Here is a 19667-nt window from a genome sequence, read left to right as displayed (position 1 = left end):
AGGGGCCGGTGCCGGCGATCGGCCGGATCCAGGTGAGGTCCGCCAGCCCCGGGCAGGGGTGGCCATGCCGGCGGGTCAGCGCCGCCGCGGCCAACTCCATCACGGCGGCGGCGGGCAGCATCGGCGCCCCGTCGACACGATGCTGGTCCAGCCGCCAGTCGGCGCTGTCGACACGCAGCGGCAAGGCGCCGTCGTCCGGTTCGGCCACGGCCGTGGCGCCACGGTTCAGGGGGTTCCAGTAGCGTTGGTTGTCGAAGGGATAGACCGGCAGGCGCAGGACCCGGCCCGGCGCGCGAAACAGGCGGGGGAACGGCACGGCGGCGCCCGCGACATAGGCGGTGGCGAGGCTCATGAGATCGCGCGTCGCGATGGCGTGTTCGATGTCGATGTCGGCGGCGGTGCTGGACGCCGGCGGTAGGGGCGCGCGCAAGGCGGCGGCCAGCGCCACACGGTCACCGGCGACCACGGCATGGCGGGCCCGATGGTGCGTCCGCTTGGCTCCCAGCGTCCAGGCGAGGTCGGCGAGCCCGCCGTCCAACCGGTCGAGATGGGCCAGCAGCGCCGTCTTCAGACGATCGAGTGACGCGGTGGTCTTGGCTGACAGCGGGAAGATCCACGGACCCGGATCATCGCTGGCGGCGATATGGCGGGGTGCGGCCTCCAGCAGGACATGCGCGTTCGAACCGCTGAAGCCGAAGGAACTGACGGTCGCGCGGCCGGGCACGTCCATCGGCCACGGGGTGGCGGTGGTCGCGACGCGGAACGGGCTGCCGGCGAAGCGTAGCGACGGCTGAGCAGGGCCGGCGCCCAGGCGATGAGGGCGAAGTCGCCCACCGACATGAAGGCGCAGCAGACGATGACCGGGATCAGGACGGTGCGGATGGCCGCCAGCTGGGCGAAGATCTCCCGCAGGGAGGTCGCCTCGCGCCCGCCCGCCGCCACTGCGCTGCGCCGCGATGGCTCCCCGATGGTCAGCAGGGCCAGCAACAGCGGCACACCCGCCAACCCCAGCAGCACCAGCACGGCGCGCCAGGCGGCCAAGCCATCCAGCAGGGGCACCCCGGCGAAACCACCCGATGCCGCTAGGCCCAGCACGGCACCGCCGATGGCGATGGCCACGCCACCGCCGATGGTCATGCCCATGACGAAGACGCCGGTGGCCAGGCCCCGGCGTTCGGCCGGGAACATGTCGGCGATCATGGACATGGCGGCGGGCGCCAGCGCCGCCTCCCCCACGCCCACGATCAGGCGGCCGGCGAACAGCACCCAGAAGGAGGGGGCGTAGCCGCACAGCAGCGTGCCGACACTCCACAACCCGACGCCGACGCAGATGACGGCGCGGCGCGGCAGCATGTCGGCCAGGCGGCCCAGCGGCAGGCCGGCGATGGAATAGATGATGGCGAAGGCCACGCCCTGCAGCACACCCACCTGGGTGTCGCTGATGCCCAGGTCAGCCCGGATGGGGTCGACCAGCAGGCTCAGGATCTGCCGGTCCGTGTAGGACAGGACAGCCGCCACGCAGAACAGGGCCACCGCCGACCACGCCGCGACGGGGCGCGGCCATGATTGCGTTTCCCTGTTCGTTATTTCCGCGCTGGGGATTCCCCCAGTTGGGGTTTGGTTGTCGGGGGGGGTGATCTGCATGATGGCGTCAGCATCACACAGCCGTGCCATTGTTTCAATATCGGAAACACTGTGTCGGAAAGACGCGGATCAGGCGGGGTCCTGGTCCGCCGGGGGCGACAGTTTCCACGCCTTGGCCGCCGTCTGGGCCAAGCGCTGGATGCCGGGGCCGGCACAAACGCACACGACCTTGCAGGGCTCGTCGCTGACGCGGACGTAGACGTGGCTCATCCCGCTGTCGAAATAGACCGAGTCGCCCGCCTCCAGCCGCAGGGGGGCATAGAGATCGGTGTGCAGTTCCATGGCGCCGGACAGGACGTACAGGTACTCCTCCCCCGAATGGCGGACCATGCCGCCCATCTCCGCCACGCTGCGGGCGCGCACCTCGATGATGATGGGGACCATCAGCTTGCCCAGCAGATCCGCCGCCGGATATTGGTGCGCGTGCACGTCGGAGGTGGCGCCGGCCGAGCGCCCCGCCCGCGACACGCTGCGCCGCCCGCCCGCCGGCGGGGCCTCCACCTCCGGCGGGCCGGCCAGCAAGGCGGCGATATCCACGCCCAGTCCCTGCGCCAGGCGCAGCAGCTTGTCGTAGGTCATCTCCATCTTGCCGTTCTCAAGCTTCGACAGGGTGGAGAACGGCAGGCCGCTGCGCGCCGCCAGGGCGCGCAGGGTCAATCCCTGCTTGAGACGCACCGCCCGCAACGCCAACGCCGGATGGGTCCGGTCCGGGGCAAGGGTGGTCATGCAACGCTCCATGTTTCCAGGCTTCATCTTGTTTCCAGGGTGCACCAGCTGTGACAGGAAAACCAGCGCCCCGAGGCCTTCGCATTCTCGGCGCAGAAACGCTGTTGCCAAATCTGAAACACGTGCCATCATGTCCGCCACATAACGATCAGGGAGATCGGGCAATGAGGCAGGGAACCAGGGCTTTCCTCTGTGCAGGCGTGGCGGCACTGGCGGTCGGCACAAGCGCTTGGGCGCAACAGGCGGCACCTTCACCGGCGGCGGACGCCGACATGCTGGAGGAAATCGTCGTCACGGCGCAAAAACGGACACAGCGGCTGATCGACGTGCCGCAATCGGTATCGGCGGTGTCGGCGGAGGCGTTGCAGCAAAGCCATGCCGACCGGCTGGACGACTTCTTCACCCGCGTGCCCAGCGCGGCGCTGGTGGAAACCCAGGCGGGCCAGGCACGCCTGATCCTGCGTGGCATCAACACCGGCGGCGTGGGGGCCACGGTCGCCACCTACGTCGACGAAACCCCCTATGGTTCCGCCACCTCGCTGGCCAACGGCGCCATCCTGACCCCGGACCTGGACCCGGTGGACCTGGAACGGGTGGAGGTGCTGCGCGGTCCCCAGGGCACACTGTACGGTGCCAACTCGCTGGGCGGCCTGGTGAAGTACGTCACCGTGGCGCCCAGCACCGAGGGCGTGCACGCGTCGGCCGAAATGAACATGGAGGACGTGGGCCACGGCGACACCGGCTGGTCCGGCCGCGCCTCGGTCAACGTGCCGGTCACCGACACCCTGGCGGTGCGGGCCAGCGGCTTCTACCGCCGGGACCCGGGCTACATCGACGATCAGCGGGGCAACAAGGACATCAACGATGGCCGCACCTATGGCGGCCGCGTTTCGGCCCAGCTGCGCCCCAATGAGGCGCTGACCCTGCGGGCCACGGTGATGCTGCAGAACCTGGACAGCAACGGCACCAACCAGGAGGACGTGGATCCCGTGACCCTGAAGCCGGTGCTGGGCGAATACACCCAGGCCCGCATCGCCAGCCAACCCAGCGACATGCAGTACCGCGTCTACAACCTGACCGGATCGTATGACTTTGGCCCGGTTCAGCTGATGTCATCCACCAGCTTCAGCACGCTCTATCAAAACGCGCTGGAGGACGCGAGCGGCCTTTACGGCCCCCTGCTGACCGGGGCCTTCGGCGTGCCACTGGGCGTGTCGCAGGTGCAGAAGGTGCAGCAGCGCCGCTTCACGGAGGAGGTGCGCCTGGCCTCCACCGGCGGCGGCTGGCTGGACTGGACGGTGGGCGGCTTCTACACCCGCGAGCGCAACGCCATCATCCAGGAACTGAACGGCGTGGACGATCCCACCGGCACGCCCCTGCCCGACTACGCCGGCCTGGCGGACGTCAGCCTGACCTCGCGCTATGAGGAATACGCCGGGTTCGCCAATGGCACCGTCCACCTTTCCGATCAGTTCGACGTCACCTTCGGCGGCCGCTACAGCCACAACGAACAGGATGCCCTGGAACTGGCCGCCGGCCCGCTGGGCGGGGATGCCAACTACACCGCCCATTCCTCCGATGGGGTGTTCACCTATTCCGTGGCGCCATCGTTCAAGCCCAACGAGGACACGACCCTCTATGTTCGCGTGGCCAAGGGCTACCGCCCCGGCGGGCCTAACGTGCTACCGCCAGGGGCGCCGGATGCCGTGCCCCGGCAGTTCGGCGCCGACACGACCACCAACTACGAGGTCGGGGTGAAGTCGGACCTGTGGGGCCGCAAGCTGTCGGTGGAACTGACCGGCTTCTACATCGACTGGGACAACATCCAGCTGTTCACCTCCGTCGACGACTACGGCGTCAACATCAACGGTGGCTCCGCCCGCAGCCAGGGCATCGAGGCCTCGGTGACGGTGAAGCCCCTGACCGGCCTGACCGTGGCGCTGAACGGCGCCCTGGTCGACGCCACGCTGACCGCCGACGCCCCGGCCCTGGTGGGCGGGCTGAAGGGCGACCGCCTGCCCTACACCGCCCGCTACTCCTCCACCCTGGCGGTGGAATACCAACGGCCACTGACCGAAACGGTGGACGGCTTCGCCGGCTTCAGCTGGCGCTATACCGGGGCGCGTGAGTCCGCCTTCGACACCAGCTACGGCCAGCGCCACCTCAGCGCCTTCAGCCAGGTGGACGCCCATGCCGGCGTCACCTTCGGCGCCTACCGGATCGAGGGCTTCGTGCGCAACCTGACCGACAGCCGTGGCATCATGGATGTCGGCGCCGCCGGATCGGCCCTCAACGGCAACGTCACCGCGGCCATCGTGCGGCCCCGTTCCTTCGGCGCCACCCTCGGCGTCCGCTTCTAAAGGTGAGGATTACCAATATGTGGAAGGTACGCCTATTGGCGCTGATGATGACCGCCATGGCCTTGCCGGCCCTGGCGCAATCCCCCACCGAGCTGAACCCAACGCCCCCGGCGACGGTACCCGCGGCCACCGGGCCCGAGGCGCCAGCGACCACCGCGCCGGCCGCTGGCCCCGCCAGCCTGAGCAAGGCGGATGTGGACACCTGGCTGGACGGCTACATGCCTTACGCCCTGCAGACCGGCGACATCGCCGGTGCCGTGGTGGTGGTGGTGAAGGACGGCCAGGTGCTGACACAACGCGGATTCGGTTATGCCGACGTGAAGGAGAAGAAGCCGGTGGACCCCGCCGGCACCCTGTTCCGCCCCGGCTCCATCTCCAAGCTGTTCACCTGGACCGCGGTGATGCAGCAGGTGCAGGCCGGCAAGCTGGACCTGGACCGCGACGTAAACGACTACCTGGACTACAAGATTCCGCCGGCTTTCGGCAAACCCATCACCCTGCGCCACATCATGACCCACACCCCGGGTTTTGAGGAAACGGCGAAGTACCTGCTGCTGAGCGACCCCAAGCTGGCCAAGCCCCTGGGCGAAGCCATGAAGCGCTGGGTCCCCACCCGCATCTACGCCCCGGGCCAAATCCCCGCCTACTCCAACTACGGCGCCTCCATGGCCGGCTATATCGTGGAGCGGGTGTCGGGCGAACCTTTCGCCCAGTACGTCAAGAACCATATCTTCACACCGCTGGGCATGGCGCACTCAACGTTCGAACAGCCCCTGCCCGCCGATCTGGCGCCCGGCATGTCGAAAGGCTACCAGCTGGGCTCCAAGGACCCGGAACCGTTCGAGATCATCGACATGTCGCCGGCGGGCGCCCTGTCCGCGACCGGCGCCGACATGGCCCAGTTCATGATCGCCCACCTGTCGCAAGGCGGCAAACTGCTGGATCCGGCCATCGCCAACCAGATGTATGCCAACGCCAACGTCCCCTATCCCGGCCTGCCGGCCATGGGCCTGGGCTTCTATCATGAGGACCGCAACGGCCACCGCATCGTGGCCCATGGCGGCGACACCGACGTCTTCCATTCCGACCTGCACCTGTACCTGGACGACGGCGTCGGCCTGTTCATGTCCTTCAACAGCGCCGGGCGCGAGGCGGCGGCCCATGTGCTGCGTGAGCATCTGTTCGTCGACTTCACCGACCGTTATTTCCCGCAGGCCAAGCCCGACCTGCCCACGGCCGCCACGGCCAAGGAACACGCCCAGGTGATGGCCGGGCACTACGTCAGCAGCCGTGGGTCGGAAACCAACTTCATGCGCCTGTTCAGCCTGCTGGGTGAGGCCCAGGTGGCGGCGAACGAAGACGGCACCATCACCGTCTCCTCCCTGGTGAACGCCGCCAAGGTGCCGAAGCGCTGGCGTGAGGTCGGCCCCTTCCTGTGGCAGGACGGCGAAGGCAAGGAGCGTCTGGCCGCCGTGGTGAAGGACGGCCGGGTGGTCATGTTCTCCATCGGCGCCTACGCCCCCATCATCGAGTTCGTGCCGGCGCCGGGCAACCTCAATGCGGGATGGATCATGCCGGTGGCCGCGGTGGCCCTGGGCGTGCTGACCCTGACCGCCCTGTCCTGGCCGGTCGTGGCCCTGGTGCGCCGCCGCTATCGCCACAACCCCGGCATCACCGGCCGGGCGCTGGTCCTGCACCGCGCCACCCGCGCCGCCGCCTGGGCCGTCCTGGTCTTCGTCCTGGGCTGGGGGATCATGCTGTCGGTCATCAACCAGGGCGTGGACGCGCTGGACGGCCGCCTGGACATCTGGATGCGCCTGATGCAGCTGGTGCTGCTGGCCGCCCTGGCCGGCACCGTGGCCGCCATCTGGAACGCCTACGACATCGGGAGCCGGGGTGGCCGCCGCTGGGGCACCCTGTGGGCCGTGCTGTTGGCCCTGTCCTTGGCCTTCATGGTGTGGCTGGCCATCGACGTGAAGCTGCTGACCTGGACCCTTAACTTCTGATGATGGAACACCGCGCCCCGTGAGCATCGGGGGGTAACCTTGGGGGCGGCGGGCAGATGCCGGACCGCCCCCTTATTTTTCACAGTGCCAGACGTCCCCAGGCTCCATCGCCAGGAAGCGGCCCGCGGCCATCCCCCGCTGCGCCAGAGCCTCGGCCAATTCCGCCGGCGGCGCCAATCGTTCCTCGTCCGACAGGGGGAAGGTGCCCCAGTGCACGGCCAGCCCCTGGTGGGCACCGCAGTCGGCCAGGATGCGCACGGCCTCCGCCGGGTCGCAGTGCTGCTGCTTCATGAACCAGCGCGGCGCGTAGGCGCCGATGGGCAGGACGGCGACGGCGGGCGCGCCGTACCGGTCCCGCACCTGGCGGAAAATGGCGCCGTCGCCATAGCCGGTGTCGCCGGCCACGTAAACCACCCCCGCCGGCGTCTCCAGGACGAAGCCGCACCACAGGGCCATGCGCCGGTCCCCCAGGCGGCGGGCGGACCAGTGATAGGCCGGGTGGAACCAGGCGGTGACGGTCGGCCCCAGGGTCACGGACTGGCCCCAGTCGCCGGTTTCCACCGGCATCGTCCCCACCTCCGTCGCGATCACCCGGTCGTTGCCCAGCGGCGTCACGATGCGGGGACGGTGGGTGGCCCACAGCCGGCGCAGGGTGCCCACGTCCAGGTGGTCGTAATGGTTGTGGGTCAGCAGCACGGCATCGATGGGCGGCAGGTGGTCGAAGGCCACGCCCGGCCGGTTGACACGGCGCGGCCCCAGCCATTGGACGGGGCTGACCCGGTCCGACCACACGGGATCCACCAGCAGGTTCAGCCCCGCCACCTGGATCAGCACCGTGGCGTGACCGACCATGGTGACCGCCAGCCCCTCCACCCGGGGCTCGGGGCGCACCTGGCGCCCCGGCACCGCCTTGGGCCACACCGGACGCTTCCCGCCCCAGCGCCAACGCAGGATTTCCTTCAGGCTGCGGTCGGTGGCGGGGTGGCCGGGATTGAAAAAGCGCAGGCCGTCGAAATGGTCCGTCACCGGGCCGGCGTAATAGGGATTTGCAGGCATTCGGAAGCCACACCGTGCGTCGCTGGAACCGGTCCCATGTATCGGGATGCCGGCCCGCCGTTTCAAGGGCGCCCGATTGTGGCGCCCGATCGTGCCATGTCCCCGATTGTGCCATGTCAACGACACCCGCGCGCGATGGCGCCCACAGTCACCGACTTTCCGCCGCCTGGTGACGATCCCGTGAGCCTAGACCCAACCGACCCGCCCCCCTGTCGCCCCTGCTGCTGGCGGGACTGGTGGCGCGCGCCCTGCCGCCCCTGCCCCTGCTGGGCCAGCCGCTGGCCGGCCCCGCCGCCGCCCGCCTGTGCCAGTGGGCCTTCGCCCGCCTGCGGCGGCGGCACGCGGCGGCATTCGACCGGCTGGAAACCCTGGGCGGGAAAGCCTTCCTGATCGACCCGTCCGATTTGCCCGTGCGCTTCCTGCTGCGCCCGGCCGGTGACAACCCGGGCCTGGCGCCCATCGCCGAAGGCCAGGTCGCGCCGCCCGCCGCCGCCACGCTGCGCGCCCCCCTGGGCGCGCTGCTGGCCCTGCTGGAGGGGCGGGTGGACGGGGATTCCCTGTTCTTCAGCCGCCAGCTGATGATCGAGGGCGACATGGAGGCGGTGCTGATCCTGCGCAACGCCGTGGACGGCGCCGGCATCCAGTTGGACGCGGACCTGGGCGGCAGCCCGGCCGGCCGGGCGATCACCGGCAAGGCGATCGCCCTGGGCCGGCGTTGGTATGGCGAGATTGACGGCCTGCTGCACCTGCTTGCCCGCGCCGCGGCACCGGCCCCCTCCCTGCCCGCCCCCATCGCGGAGTTCCAGCCATGACGGCCCGTCCCCCCCTGGCCGCCTCCCCCCTGTCGCTGGTCTGCCCCGCCGGCACGCCGGCCGCCCTGGACGCGGCGCTGGAGGCCGGGGCCGACGCCGTCTACTGCGGCTTCGCCGACGCCACCAACGCCCGCAACTTCCCCGGCCTGAACTTCAGCCATAAGGAGATGCGGGCCGCCGTCGACCGCACCCACCGCGCCGGCCGCGGCCTGTACATCGCCATCAACACCTTCCCCCGGGCGGGGGAGGAGGAAACCTGGCACCAGGCGGTGGACGCCGCGGCCGAGGCCGGGGCCGATGCCGTCATCCTGGCCGACCTGGGCCTGCTGTCCTACGCCCAGGCCACGCACCCGGCCTTGCGCCTGCACCTGTCGGTCCAGGCCGCCGCCTCCACGCCCGAGGCCATCCGCTACCTGGCCCAGGCCTTCGGCGTGCAGCGCGTGGTGCTGCCCCGCGTGCTGACCCTGGCGGAGGTGACGGCCCTGACGGCGGCGGTGGCGCCGGTGGAGACGGAGGTGTTCGCCTTCGGCGGCATGTGCGTGATGGCGGAGGGGCGCTGCCAGCTGTCCAGCTACGTCACCGGCCAGTCACCCAACACCCACGGCGTCTGTTCCCCACCCGCGGCCGTGCAGTTCCGGCGCGAGGCGGGCGGCGACATCAGCGCCCGGCTGAACGACATCACCATCGACCGCCACGCCGCCGGGTCGCCAGCCGGATACCCCACGCTGTGCAAGGGCCGGTTCCGCGCCAACGGCACCACCGGCTATCTGTTCGAGGAGCCGACCTCCCTGAACGCCGCCGACCACATCCCCGGGCTGATCGCCGGGGGGGTGCGGGCGCTGAAGATCGAGGGGCGGCAGCGGGGCCGCGCCTATGTCACCCGCGTGGTCGGGGAATTCCGCCGCGCCATCGACGCCGCCGTGGCCGGCGGCTTCCGCATGCCGGATCTGGCCAGCGAGATGGAAGGCGGCCGCGCCACCGCGGGCGCCTACGACCGGCGCTGGCGCTGAAACCAAGGGAGGACGCACGCATGGTCCGTAGCCACGCCAAGCTGACGCTGGGGCCCCTGAATTTCCATTGGCCGGCGGCGGTGCGCCGCGACTTCTACGCCCGCATCGCGGACGAGGCGCCGGTGGACACCGTCGTCCTGGGCGAGGTGGTCTGTTCCAAGCGCGCGCCCTTCTTCGACAGCCACATCCCCGAGGTGGCGGAGCGCCTGCGGCGGGCGGGCAAGGAGGTGGTGCTGGGCAGCCTGGCGCTGGTGATGCAGGCGCGCGAGCGCCAGGCCGTGCTGGACCTGGCGGCCGACAGCGACATCCTGGTGGAGGCCAATGACCTGACCGCCGTCGCCGCCTGCGCCGGCCGGCCGCACGCCATCGGCCCGCTGGTCGCCGTCTACAATCCCGGCACGCTGGAGCTGATGGCTCGCCAGGGGGCGACGCGCGTCTGCCTGCCGGGGGAACTGACGGCCGACGCCATCACCGCCCTGTCGCGCACCGCGCTGGTCACCGGCACGGAGATCGAGGTGCAGGCCTTCGGCCGCCTGCCGCTGGCCATTTCCGCCCGCTGCTACCACGCCCGCGCCCACGGCCTGCACAAGGACGGTTGCCGCTACGTCTGTGAGAAACATCCCGACGGCATGGACCTGGACACCCTGGACGGCACCCCCTTCCTGGCGGTGAACGGGGTGCAGACCCTGTCGGGCAGCTATCTGGACCTGCTGGCCGACGTGGGGCCGCTCAGCACCTTGGGCGTCGGGCGGTTCCGCCTGTCGCCGCAGGACTGCGACATGGTGGCGGTGGCGGAAACCTTCCGCGCCGTGCTGGACGGCGACGTGCCGGTCGCCCCGGCGCAACAGCGCCTGCGCAACCTCTGCCCCGGCCGCCGCTTCAGCAACGGCTTTCTGCATGGGGTTGAGGGCAAGAGCTATCGCGCGTCGGTCAGGGGAGTTTAGGCTACGGGCGTTGCATAAAAAATGGCGCGCGTCACCTGCTGGCCGGGGCGACCGGGGTCCCCGCTTGGTCCGTGCCGTTCTGCCGGCTGTCGGTGTGCGGCGGGGCCGCCGTCTCCGGGTTGGGGTGGCGCAGATCGGTCGGCTGGGGGGCTGGCGGCGGCAGGTGGTCCACGCCCAGCTGGCGACGCAGCTTGGTCACTGTGTCGACGTCCACGGGGGCCGCCACGTTGCCCCAGCTGTTGCGGACATAGGTGGCGACGGCGGCGATCTGTTCGTCGCGCAGTTTCCAGTGGAAGGCAGGCATGGTGGACGGGGTTGGCCGCGTGTCGGTGGGCAGGCTGCGGCTGCCCACCAGGATGACGCGCAGCAGGGTGCTGGGGTTGGGCTGTTGCAGGTTGGCGTTCATGGGCAGCCGGGGGAACATCCCGGCCAGCCCCGCGCCGTCCATGCGGTGGCAGGCGGCGCAGCTGTCGACGTAGATCGCCTCCCCCGCCGTCATCACGGCCGGGTCCGGCTTTTTCGGTGCGTCGTCGCCCCGGGGCGCCCGGTCGCGCAGGTAGGTGATGATGGCGCGCAGATCGTCGTCGCCCATGCGGGATGTCGAGTAGGAGACGACCTCCCCCATATCGCCCGACGCGTTGGCGTGAACGTTGCGGCCGGTCTTCAGATACTGGAACAGCTCCTCATCGCTCCACCCGCCAAGGCCGGTGCGCTTGTTGGGGGTGATGTCGGGGGCGTACCAGCCGTTGCCGATGTCACCACCCTGATAGTCACGGCTGGTGCGCGGGGCGCCGAAGAAATTCTTGGGCGTGTGGCAGGCGGCGCAATGCCCGGGACCCTCCACCAGATAGGCACCCCGGTTCCAGGCGACGGACTTGGCCGGGTCGGGCTGGTATTCCCCCTTGTCCAGGAACAGCAGGTTCCAGCCGATCATCAGGGCCCGGATGTTGAACGGGAAGGGCAGCTTGTTGCGCGGCGATCGGTCGGGCGAGGGCGGCAGGCTGCGCAGGTAGGCGAACAGGGCATCGGAATCCGCCCGACTGATGCGCGTGTAATAGTTATAGGGGAAGGCCGGATAAAGATGGCCGTCCGGCGCCTTGCCCTCATGCAGGGCGCGATAGAAGTCGTCCGCCGTCCAGCGGCCGATGCCGGCCTCATTGTCCGGCGTGATGTTGGCGGAATAGATGGTGCCGAAGGGCGTCGCCAGCGGCCGCCCCCCGGCGAAGGGCTGGCCGCCCGGCACCGTGTGGCAGCCCACGCAGTCAGCCTCCACGGCCACGTGATAGCCACGTTCCGCCGCGTCGCCCTTCGCGACCGGATAAGGGCCGGACGTGGTGGAGGGTGGCTGGCCGCTGGCGATGCTGCTGATACCCAGGCCGACCAGCGACAGGATCGCCGCCAGCACGCCGACGCCCATGACGCCCGTGAACAGGATCCGTCGCATGACCAACCTCACGTGTGCATCAGGGGACCGGGGGATTTCAGATAGCGATCCTTCACCGCCTGCAGCGACCAGTAGGTCAGGGCGGCGACGGTGCCTGTGGGATTGTAGCCGGGGTTCTGCGGGAAGGCGCTGGCGCCCATGACGAACAGGTTGCTGACGTCCCAGCTTTGCAGATAGCGGTTCAGCACGCTGGTCTTGGGATCGGTGCCCATGACGGTGCCGCCGGTATTGTGGGTGGTCTGGTAAGGCACCACGTCCCAGGAGCCGTCGCGGTACACCACCTTGATCTCCCGCGGGCCCATGGCGCGGGCGATCTCCGCCGCGCGGTCGGTGATGTAGTGCGCCATCCGGTGTTCATTGTCGGTGAAGTCGAAGGTCATGCGCAGCAGCGGCCGGCCATAGACGTCGCGGTAGGTCGGGTCCAGGTCCAGGTAGTTGCCGCGATGGCTCATCACCCCGCCGTGGGTGGAGATGGTGGTGGTCTTCAGGTAATTGGCGGCCACCGCCTTTTTCCAGGCCCCGCCCCAGGTGGGCGTGCCGTCCGGCACCGGGTGGGTCTCGATGGGCCGGGCGCCGGTCTGCAGCACGCCCAGATAGCCGCCACCCAGGAAGCCCAGGCCGCCGTGGTCGAAATTGTCGCCGTTGAAGTCATCGATGTGCATGCCGTGGGCGCCCGCTCCGATGAAGGGGTTCAGGATCTTGTCATCGAAGAAGGCGTTCACGAAACTTGTGCGCTGATAGGCGTAGTTGCGGCCCACGACGCCTTGCCCGGTCTTGGGGTCGTAGGGCTGGCCGATGCCCGACAGCAGCAGCATGTGCACGTTGTGCTGGGCGTAGGTGCAGAGGAAGATGAGGTCGGCAGGCTGCTCGAACTCCCTACCCTGGGCGTCGACATAGGTCACGCTGACGGCGCGCTTGCCGGTGCTGTCGCAATTGATCTTCAGCGCCTCGGCACCGGTGCGCAGCGCGAAGTTGGGCTTGCGCATCAGCACGGGCAGCAGCGTGGTCTGGGCGCTGGCCTTGGAATAGTTGCCGCAGCCGAACTTCTCGCAAAAGCCGCAATAGGTGCAGGGCGCCAGTTGCACGCCCAGCGGGTTGGTGTAGGCCTGGGACAGGTTGGCCGATGGTTGGGGGAAAGGGTGATGGCCCAGCTCGGCGGCGGCCTTCGCGAACAGTGTTGGGGCGTAGGCCTGGCGCATGGGCGGCGTGGGATAGGGCCGCTTGCGCGCGCCTTCGAAGGGGTTGCCCCCCGGCTGGATCTGGCCGTTCAGGTTGCCGGCCGTGCCAGAGACACCGCAGAGGTATTCAAAGCGGTCGTAGTGCGGCTCCAACTCGTCATAGGTGACGCCGAAGTCCTGGATGGTCATGTCGGCGGGGATCGCCTTGGCACCATAACGGCGGGTGACGTGGGATTTGAGCTCCAGGTCGCTGGGCAGGAAGCGCCAGGTCTGGCCGTTCCAGTGGACACCGGCGCCGCCGACGCCGGTCCCCGGCAGGAAGGACCCCAGGACACGCATGGGCAGGGCGGTCTGGTTCCCGTTGTTGCGGATGGTCAGCGTGGAGTGCGACGGCTTCTGGAACAGCGCGTGCCGCCACATGTAGCGCAACTCATCCTGGGCGAAGGTGGGGGCGAAATCGGTGGGCGTGTCGCGCCAGGCCCCGCGTTCCAGCGCCAGGACGCTGAGGCCGGCGTCGGTCAGTTCCTGGGCCACGATGGCGCCGGTCCAGCCGAAGCCCAGGACCAGCACGTCGACAGAGGGGAGTTTCTCAGACATGGGTCTTGGTCCCCACTTCCTTGGGCTGGCCATCCTGGTCGCGCGGGGTCCAGCCGGGCCGGCCGGTGATGCCAACCGGCGGCAGGGGATAGGGCTTGCCATGCTGCTCGACGAAGGGGCTCTGGTCGTAGCGGGCGCCCGGGAAACCGATCAGCTTCCAGCCGATCATGTCCTTGTTGCCGCCATAGACCGGATCGCTGAAGTACCCTTCGATGGTGTTCTGCAGCAGCAGGGTGAAGAACACCTTGGTATCCACGCCCTCAATGGTGATCTCGTTGGATTCCAGGCCCTTCAGGACGGCGTCCTGCTGATCGGGTGGCAGTTTGGCGAAGGGGACGCCGCCATGTCGCGCGCCCACCAGTTGATCGATGGCGCTGATGGCCGCCCGATACACCTCCGCCGGCGTCATACGGCTTTGATAGCCCTGTGTCTTCAGGGGCGGGGCCCAGGGCCCCTGCATGTACCAGCGTGTCGCGTGGCCGTACTCTCCATCCAACTGGCGATCGATGAAGAAGGGCACCGCGGCTTCCACCGCACCCCCGCCCAGTTCGTCGGCGGGGATCAGGCGGGCAACCGCCGCCTCGATGAAGGCCGCTTCCGCCGCTGTGAAGTAGATGTAGCCGGCCCGCCGGTCAGCCGCCATCGGCGCGTCGGCCGCCCCCTCCTGCCAGGGCATGTCGCCCCGGATGTCGGGACCGGTGCCACCGCCCCGGGCCGATTGTTGGGACGCCGATTGCTGGGGCGCCCCCGGGGCCGCCAGGGGCAACGATCCGGCGGCGCCCGCCGCCAGGCCCGCGCCCAGCAACCCGCGCCGGCTAAGTCCATTCTTCATTGTCTTGTCCCTTGCCCGTTGGCGTTGGCCGGTCTGGGGGCCCGGTCTGGGGGCCTTGGCTGGTCTGGTCGATGCAGCCGTCAACGCGGCGGGCGTGGGTTGGGTTCCGCGCTTAATTGCCGCACCGGAACCGCCGCCTCGCCGCCACGGTTTCCAGGAAGGGGTGACCCCACCCCAATTTCCACAGTGACCATCATCAGAATGGAGAGGAGGATAGCCCCATGGCTTCGTACGCACCCTCTAACGCACCCCCCAACGACGCCCCCCGTCCCCGACCGCGCACCAAGCTGGAACAGCTGGCGGAGGGGGCCTACCACGGCACGGGTGAAACCCCGCCGCCGCCGAAGAGCGTCCCGCGTCCGTTGGGCCTGAAACTGACCGACATCCTGACCAGCGCCCCCGTGGCCTATACCGCCTTCGGTGTCGTGCTGGGCTTTATCTTCGGCAGCAGCCGGCGATAGGTTGAAAAACGAAGGCCCGCAGGATCGCTCCCGCGGGCCTTCGGCTCAGGGCGTTTCAGCCCTTTAGCTCTTGGCGCTTAGCTCTTGGCGTAGTGGAAGGCCGGCTGGTTCTTCAGCACGTCCTTGTTGCCGCCCGGCAATTCCACCTTGTCATCCGTCACCTGCAGGGCGCTGTAGGGCACGGCCACCAGCCGGTCGCCCACGCCCAGGAACCCGCCCACCGACAGGATGGCATAGGGTACGCTGTCCTTGGGCGAGATGATCAGGTCATCCACGGTGCCGACGGTATCGTTCTGGTCGTTCACCACCTTGGCGCCCACGATCTTGGACGAGCGATGGCCGGTGGCCACGGTCGCCACATCCACCTTGGTGGTGGCGATGCGCTGCGTGGTGCCCTGCGCCAGCGACGGGGCGACAGGCAGGACGACAGCGGTGCCCAGGGCGGACACACCCAGCGCGGCGGCCAGATACAGGTTGGCGCGTTTCATGGTAACTCCTCCGGTAGGGGCGGACCGCTTATCCTGGGATGGGGCGCGATCACCGCGCCGCATGCCAAGGTGGGCCGCCCGGGTTAAAGGCGGTTTTGCTAACCGCTTGAACAACCACCGAAAGCCGCCTTAGGTTCCCGCCTACCGGCAATGCCTTACAAAGGCCCCAGAGATTAACGCCGGCGTCTCCGCCGCAGCCCGGTCCAGCTTGGCCTTGGCCAGCATGGCCTTTGGTTCCGGCGGGTCAGTGCCGGGTCCACTGCGTGGTCGAGGTGGCGTCGGCCCCGGCAGGCAGGGTGGTGGCGCCCAGCGGGATGACACGGTCGGGCAGGCCCATCAGGTCGGCCAACTTGGTCCGCGCCCGGTTCACGCGGCTCTTGATGGTGCCCAGCGCGCAGCCGCAGATCTCGGCCGCCTCCTCGTAACTGACACCAGCACCACCCACCAGCACCAGCGCCTCGCGCTGGTCTTCCGGCAGGGCGGCCAGCGCCACCCGCAGTTCACGCCCGGTGATGCCCCATTCCTGCGCCGGTTCCATCATCAGGCGTCCGGTATGGAAGCCCTCGGGATCCGCCACCTCGCGCTGGCGGCGCTTGGCGATGGAATAGTGGCGATTGCGCAGGATGGTGAACAGCCAGGCGCGCAGGTTGGTGCCGGGCGTGAACTGGTCGGCATGGGTCCAGGCCCGGACGACGCAGTCCTGAACCAGGTCATCGGTGTCGGCGGTGTTGTTGGCCAGTGACCGGGCGAAGGCGCGAAGCGCCGGCAGCAAGCGGAGCACCTCATCACGGAATGCGGGACTTTCCGAACCTTTTTCCGGGTCGGTCGACAATAAATTTGATGGCATAACGTGTCCCTTACCAAGATTCTCCCAAGAAGAATCAACATCATGGGAATCGGATGGACGAAGCAGAAAAGGCGATATGGTGGTTATCGCGGCACATTCTGTGACGTGCAGTCAAATGATAGGCCTTTAAATTTGAATCGTCCTTGGATTTTCCGGGAGGGTGTACCCGCCTCTATTTTGCCATGGACACGTATCTGTCGTAGCCGAAAGCGCCTATGCCGGAGGATTCATTATGGCGTGCGCCATACGGCATGCCGTCATATCGAACCTTCCCAAGGAAAATTCCGCCGCCAGGAACTTCCCCGCCCCCGGACGGTTGGGAAGTCAGCTCAAAGCCCAAAGCCAGCACTGTCGTAACGGACGCCAGCGCCCCGAAAGCACCCCGGATAAAGAGGAGCGACATAGCCATGCCGGCACCAATGGTTTCCGCGAATTCCGCCTCCGCAGCCGACCTCGCGACCCTTATCACCCAGCAGTTGCCCTATCTGCGGCGCTACGCCCGGGCGCTGACTGGCACTGCCGCCAGCGGCGACGCCTATGTGCGTATGGTGCTGGAGACCCTGGTGCAGGATGGCATGGGCATCTTGGGGGAAGGCGTCGACCGTGTCGCCCTGTTCCGCCTGTTCCATCGCATCTATGCCGGTGGCCACCTGGAACTGGGGGATGAGGATCAAGGGCCCGACACCATGGCGCCCGGCACCTTGCTGCGCGCCCTGCCCTGCGAGCCGCGGGAAGCCCTGCTGCTGACGGCGGTGGAGGGCTTCTCCGCCGAGGAGACGGCGTGGATCCTGGGCCTGCCGCGGGAGGTGGTGGAGGACCAGATCCGCTTGGCCCGCCAAGCCTTCAGCGACCGCCTGCGCACCGGCGTGCTGATGCTGGAGGATGACATGACCATCCGGCTTCAGGCCGGGAGTGGCTTCGACGCCATGGCGCCAACCGGGGCCGCTGCATCCGCGGGAACTCACATCGCCTGCCATTAAGACATGGCCGCCCGCCAGCCGCTGGTCTACAATTACTGCCTTGGCGGGCGCCATGACCTCTCCGACCGGACATGCCCGGCGGCGTCGGCGTGCCCATGAAAACGGGACGCGCCGGCAAATGGGGGAATAACAGGGGACCTCACCATGACCAAGCAGCCGAAGCCCCCGAACGGCAAGCGACCGCTGCTGACCGCTGGTGCCCGGCGCATGCCGCCTGGGCCACAGAACACCCTGGACCGCACCCTGCGCGAGATGTTCGAGGATGAGGCGGCGGAGCCCGTGCCCCAAAATCTTCTGGACCTGGTGGAACGGCTGGACACGACGCGCAAACGCAAGCACTGAGCGGCCGGGGACCGGGTTGGCGCGGCTTAACCCAGCCGCGCCTGTCGGCATCAGGCCGGCACCGACCTCAAGGCGCGCTGGGGGAAGCGGTGGTGCCGTAGCGCCTCCACGAACAGTGTCAGGGTCTCATCGATCTGCTTGCCGGTGATCACCCCCTCCTCCAAGCGCGGGACGGGGAGGTTGGCGGCGGCCAGCACCCTCTCCCCCATCCCCACCGCGGCGATGGGCTTGCCATGGACAAAAGCCTCGTTGACGAAATGGCGGGTCAGGCCGGACTCCTCCAGCGCCTGGGTGGAGGTGCCGCCGGGCACGATGACGGCGTCATAGACCACCGACGGGGCGTTGGGCGCGGCGCGGGTGATGGGCACCGGATGACCATCGTCGCCCGTCACCGAACCGGCGACGGGGGCGATGGTCTCCACGATGGCCTCCTCATCCATCAGCGTCTCCTGGATTAGGGACAACTGTTCGGCGCTGACGCCAGCGTCCACCAGCACGGCGATCTTGCGGCCGCGGATGTCGTCGCCCACCCGGTCCATGCTCAGCGCCGCTGACCGGCCCGTCACCGGATCCGGACCAGCATCGGAGCCGGCGTCGGGGGCCGCATCGGGCGCCAGCGGACTCGTCTTGGCCCTGCCCAGCGGTATGCCCGTCTGTGCCGAGACGCGCTGCGCCAAGTCCGGGGCGATGTTGGCCAACAGCTGATCCATCACCCGCTGGCGCACCATGCCATCCTGGCACTGGTTCAGTTCGAAGGAGAAGGCGGCGGCGATGTGATCCTTTTCCCATCCGGCCATGCTGTTCCAGAACAGGGTGGCCTGGCTGAAATGGTCGGCGAAGCTGTCGCTGCGCACCCGGATCTTGGCCCCGTCCACCTTCTCCGCATAGCTGCGGAAGGCGTCCACCGCCTCGGGCGAATGCATGGGACAGCCGTGGGCCAGGCCGTTGGGGAAATAGGCCACGCGGCCCCGGTTGATCTGGCGCCGGCCCATGCCATCGCGCTGGTTGTTGTCCACCGGCTGCAAGGGCCGATTGATGGGCAGCTCCGCGAAATTGGGCCCCACCCGCCGCAGCTGGGTGTCGAGGTAGGAGAACAACCGCCCCTGCAGTAGGGGATCGTTGGTGAAGTCTATGCCCGGCACCACGTGGCCGACATGGAAGGCCACCTGCTCTGTTTCCGCGAAGAAGTTGCCGGGGTTGGCCGTCAGGGTCATCAGGCCCACGCGGCGCACCGGCACCACCTCCTCCGGGATGATCTTGGTGGGGTCCAGGATATCGATCCCGTACTTGAACTCGTCCTCTTCCTCGATCACCTGCAGGCCCAGTTCCCATTGCGGGAAATCGCCGCGCTCAATGGCGTCGAACAGGTCACGGCGGTGGAAGTCGGGGTCCTTGCCGGCGGTCTTCTGCGCCTCGTCCCACACCTGGCTGAAAACGCCCTTCAGCGGCTTCCAGTGGAACTTGACGAAGCGCGCCTTCCCCTGCCCATTCACCAGGCGGAAGGTGTGGACACCGAAGCCCTCCATGGTGGCGTAGCTGCGGGGGATGGCACGGTCGCTCATCACCCACATCAGCATGTGGGCGGATTCCGGCGTCAAGGAGACGAAATCCCAGAAGGTGTCGTGGGCGGACTGGGCCTGTGGGATCTCATTGTGCGGTTCGGGCTTCACCGCGTGGATCAGGTCGGGGAACTTGACCGCATCCTGGATGAAGAAGACGGGCATGTTGTTGCCCACCAGGTCCCACACCCCCTCCTCGGTATAGAACTTGACGGCGAAGCCGCGCACGTCGCGCACCGTGTCGGCCGACCCGCGCGAGCCCGCGACGGTGGAAAAGCGGACGAACACCGGCGTTTCCTTCGCCGGATCCTGGAACAGCGTCGCGGTGGTGAGATCGGTCAGCGGCTCATAGACCTGGAAGACACCTGAGCGGCGCCCGCG

Annotated in this window: 17 protein-coding genes and 1 pseudogene; 8 read left to right on the top strand and 10 right to left on the bottom strand. The window is 68.6% G+C overall.

The annotated features are described in order from the left end of the window. The 3 genes and pseudogenes from I55_RS38940 to I55_RS04715 form a co-directional block, all read right to left on the bottom strand. Nucleotides 1-730: ketoacyl-synthetase C-terminal extension domain-containing protein (locus I55_RS38940; RefSeq protein ID WP_286364287.1), on the bottom strand; the 730-nt coding region annotated here is incomplete at its 3' end. Nucleotides 731-801: 71 nt separating this feature from the next. Continuing rightward, nucleotides 802-1644, bottom strand: a pseudogene (locus I55_RS32750) (MFS transporter); the annotation flags it as partial. Nucleotides 1645-1713: 69 nt separating this feature from the next. Further along, a complete protein-coding gene (locus tag I55_RS04715) occupies nt 1714-2370 on the bottom strand; it encodes a helix-turn-helix domain-containing protein (protein WP_044559354.1) in 657 nt (218 codons plus the stop codon). A gap of 164 nt (nt 2371-2534) precedes the next feature. Between I55_RS04715 and I55_RS04710 the strand changes: the two genes are divergently transcribed. Both I55_RS04710 and I55_RS04705 read left to right on the top strand, forming a co-directional pair. Next, a complete protein-coding gene (locus I55_RS04710) occupies nt 2535-4730 on the top strand; it encodes a TonB-dependent receptor (RefSeq protein ID WP_044559350.1) in 2196 nt (731 codons plus the stop codon). A 17-nt stretch (nt 4731-4747) separates the two neighbouring features. Then, nucleotides 4748-6736 (top strand): serine hydrolase, encoded by a 1989-nt coding sequence (locus I55_RS04705; RefSeq protein WP_044559349.1) that lies wholly within the window; start codon nt 4748-4750, stop codon nt 6734-6736. A 72-nt stretch (nt 6737-6808) separates the two neighbouring features. Here I55_RS04705 and I55_RS38935 read toward each other — a convergent pair whose 3' ends face one another. Further along, nucleotides 6809-7792: an MBL fold metallo-hydrolase gene (locus I55_RS38935; protein ID WP_044559348.1), complete on the bottom strand. Its 984-nt coding sequence runs from the start codon at nt 7790-7792 to the stop codon at nt 6809-6811. 236 nt (nt 7793-8028) lie between these two features. Between I55_RS38935 and I55_RS04695 the strand changes: the two genes are divergently transcribed. From I55_RS04695 to I55_RS04685, 3 genes are read left to right on the top strand one after another with little or no spacing between them, the layout of a single operon-like run. Continuing rightward, nucleotides 8029-8604 (top strand): SCP2 domain-containing protein, encoded by a 576-nt coding sequence (locus I55_RS04695; RefSeq protein WP_049973830.1) that lies wholly within the window; start codon nt 8029-8031, stop codon nt 8602-8604. Further along, nucleotides 8601-9614, top strand: a complete 1014-nt coding sequence (locus I55_RS04690) for a peptidase U32 family protein (RefSeq protein WP_044559347.1) — start codon at nt 8601-8603, stop codon at nt 9612-9614. The genes I55_RS04695 and I55_RS04690 overlap by 4 nt, the downstream gene beginning before the upstream one ends. 20 nt (nt 9615-9634) lie before the next feature. Beyond that, the gene (locus tag I55_RS04685; RefSeq protein ID WP_044559346.1) at nt 9635-10558 is read left to right on the top strand and encodes a U32 family peptidase; all 924 of its coding nucleotides are present in this window, start codon (nt 9635-9637) and stop codon (nt 10556-10558) included. A 31-nt stretch (nt 10559-10589) separates the two neighbouring features. Here I55_RS04685 and I55_RS04680 read toward each other — a convergent pair whose 3' ends face one another. The 3 genes from I55_RS04680 to I55_RS04670 are packed head-to-tail and all read right to left on the bottom strand — an operon-like array spanning nt 10590 to nt 14609. Then, complete coding sequence (locus I55_RS04680) at nt 10590-12002, bottom strand: cytochrome c (RefSeq protein WP_252181012.1); 1413 nt, start codon at nt 12000-12002, stop codon at nt 10590-10592. 8 nt (nt 12003-12010) lie between these two features. Then, the gene (locus tag I55_RS04675; RefSeq protein WP_044559344.1) at nt 12011-13777 is read right to left on the bottom strand and encodes a GMC family oxidoreductase; all 1767 of its coding nucleotides are present in this window, start codon (nt 13775-13777) and stop codon (nt 12011-12013) included. Beyond that, the gene (locus tag I55_RS04670) at nt 13770-14609 is read right to left on the bottom strand and encodes a gluconate 2-dehydrogenase subunit 3 family protein (RefSeq protein WP_044559343.1); all 840 of its coding nucleotides are present in this window, start codon (nt 14607-14609) and stop codon (nt 13770-13772) included. The genes I55_RS04675 and I55_RS04670 overlap by 8 nt, the downstream gene beginning before the upstream one ends. A gap of 221 nt (nt 14610-14830) precedes the next feature. Between I55_RS04670 and I55_RS35715 the strand changes: the two genes are divergently transcribed. Further along, complete coding sequence (locus I55_RS35715) at nt 14831-15070, top strand: hypothetical protein (RefSeq protein WP_148293572.1); 240 nt, start codon at nt 14831-14833, stop codon at nt 15068-15070. A gap of 77 nt (nt 15071-15147) precedes the next feature. Here the strand turns inward: I55_RS35715 and I55_RS04665 are convergent, their stop codons facing one another. Together I55_RS04665 and I55_RS04660 are read right to left on the bottom strand one after the other, a co-directional pair. Next, nucleotides 15148-15558 (bottom strand): PRC-barrel domain-containing protein, encoded by a 411-nt coding sequence (locus I55_RS04665; protein ID WP_044559342.1) that lies wholly within the window; start codon nt 15556-15558, stop codon nt 15148-15150. Nucleotides 15559-15802: 244 nt separating this feature from the next. Beyond that, nucleotides 15803-16405 (bottom strand): sigma-70 family RNA polymerase sigma factor, encoded by a 603-nt coding sequence (locus tag I55_RS04660; protein ID WP_044559341.1) that lies wholly within the window; start codon nt 16403-16405, stop codon nt 15803-15805. Nucleotides 16406-16812: 407 nt separating this feature from the next. Here I55_RS04660 and I55_RS04655 point away from each other — a divergent pair, with 407 nt between their 5' ends. Together I55_RS04655 and I55_RS04650 are read left to right on the top strand one after the other, a co-directional pair. Further along, entirely contained in the window at nt 16813-17385 is a 573-nt protein-coding gene (locus tag I55_RS04655; protein ID WP_159107108.1) for a sigma factor-like helix-turn-helix DNA-binding protein, read from the top strand. A gap of 144 nt (nt 17386-17529) precedes the next feature. Next, nucleotides 17530-17727: a NepR family anti-sigma factor gene (locus I55_RS04650; protein WP_044559340.1), complete on the top strand. Its 198-nt coding sequence runs from the start codon at nt 17530-17532 to the stop codon at nt 17725-17727. 50 nt (nt 17728-17777) lie between these two features. Here I55_RS04650 and I55_RS04645 read toward each other — a convergent pair. After that, nucleotides 17778-19667, bottom strand: a 1890-nt coding sequence (locus I55_RS04645) for a catalase (protein ID WP_044559339.1), incomplete at its 5' end; no start/stop codon positions are given.

It is taken from the genome of Azospirillum sp. B4, from assembly GCF_000333275.1.
GTDB lineage: Bacteria > Pseudomonadota > Alphaproteobacteria > Azospirillales > Azospirillaceae > Nitrospirillum.
The sequence above is the reverse complement of the archived record's forward strand: the minus strand, read 5'-3'. Positions and strand labels throughout refer to the sequence as shown.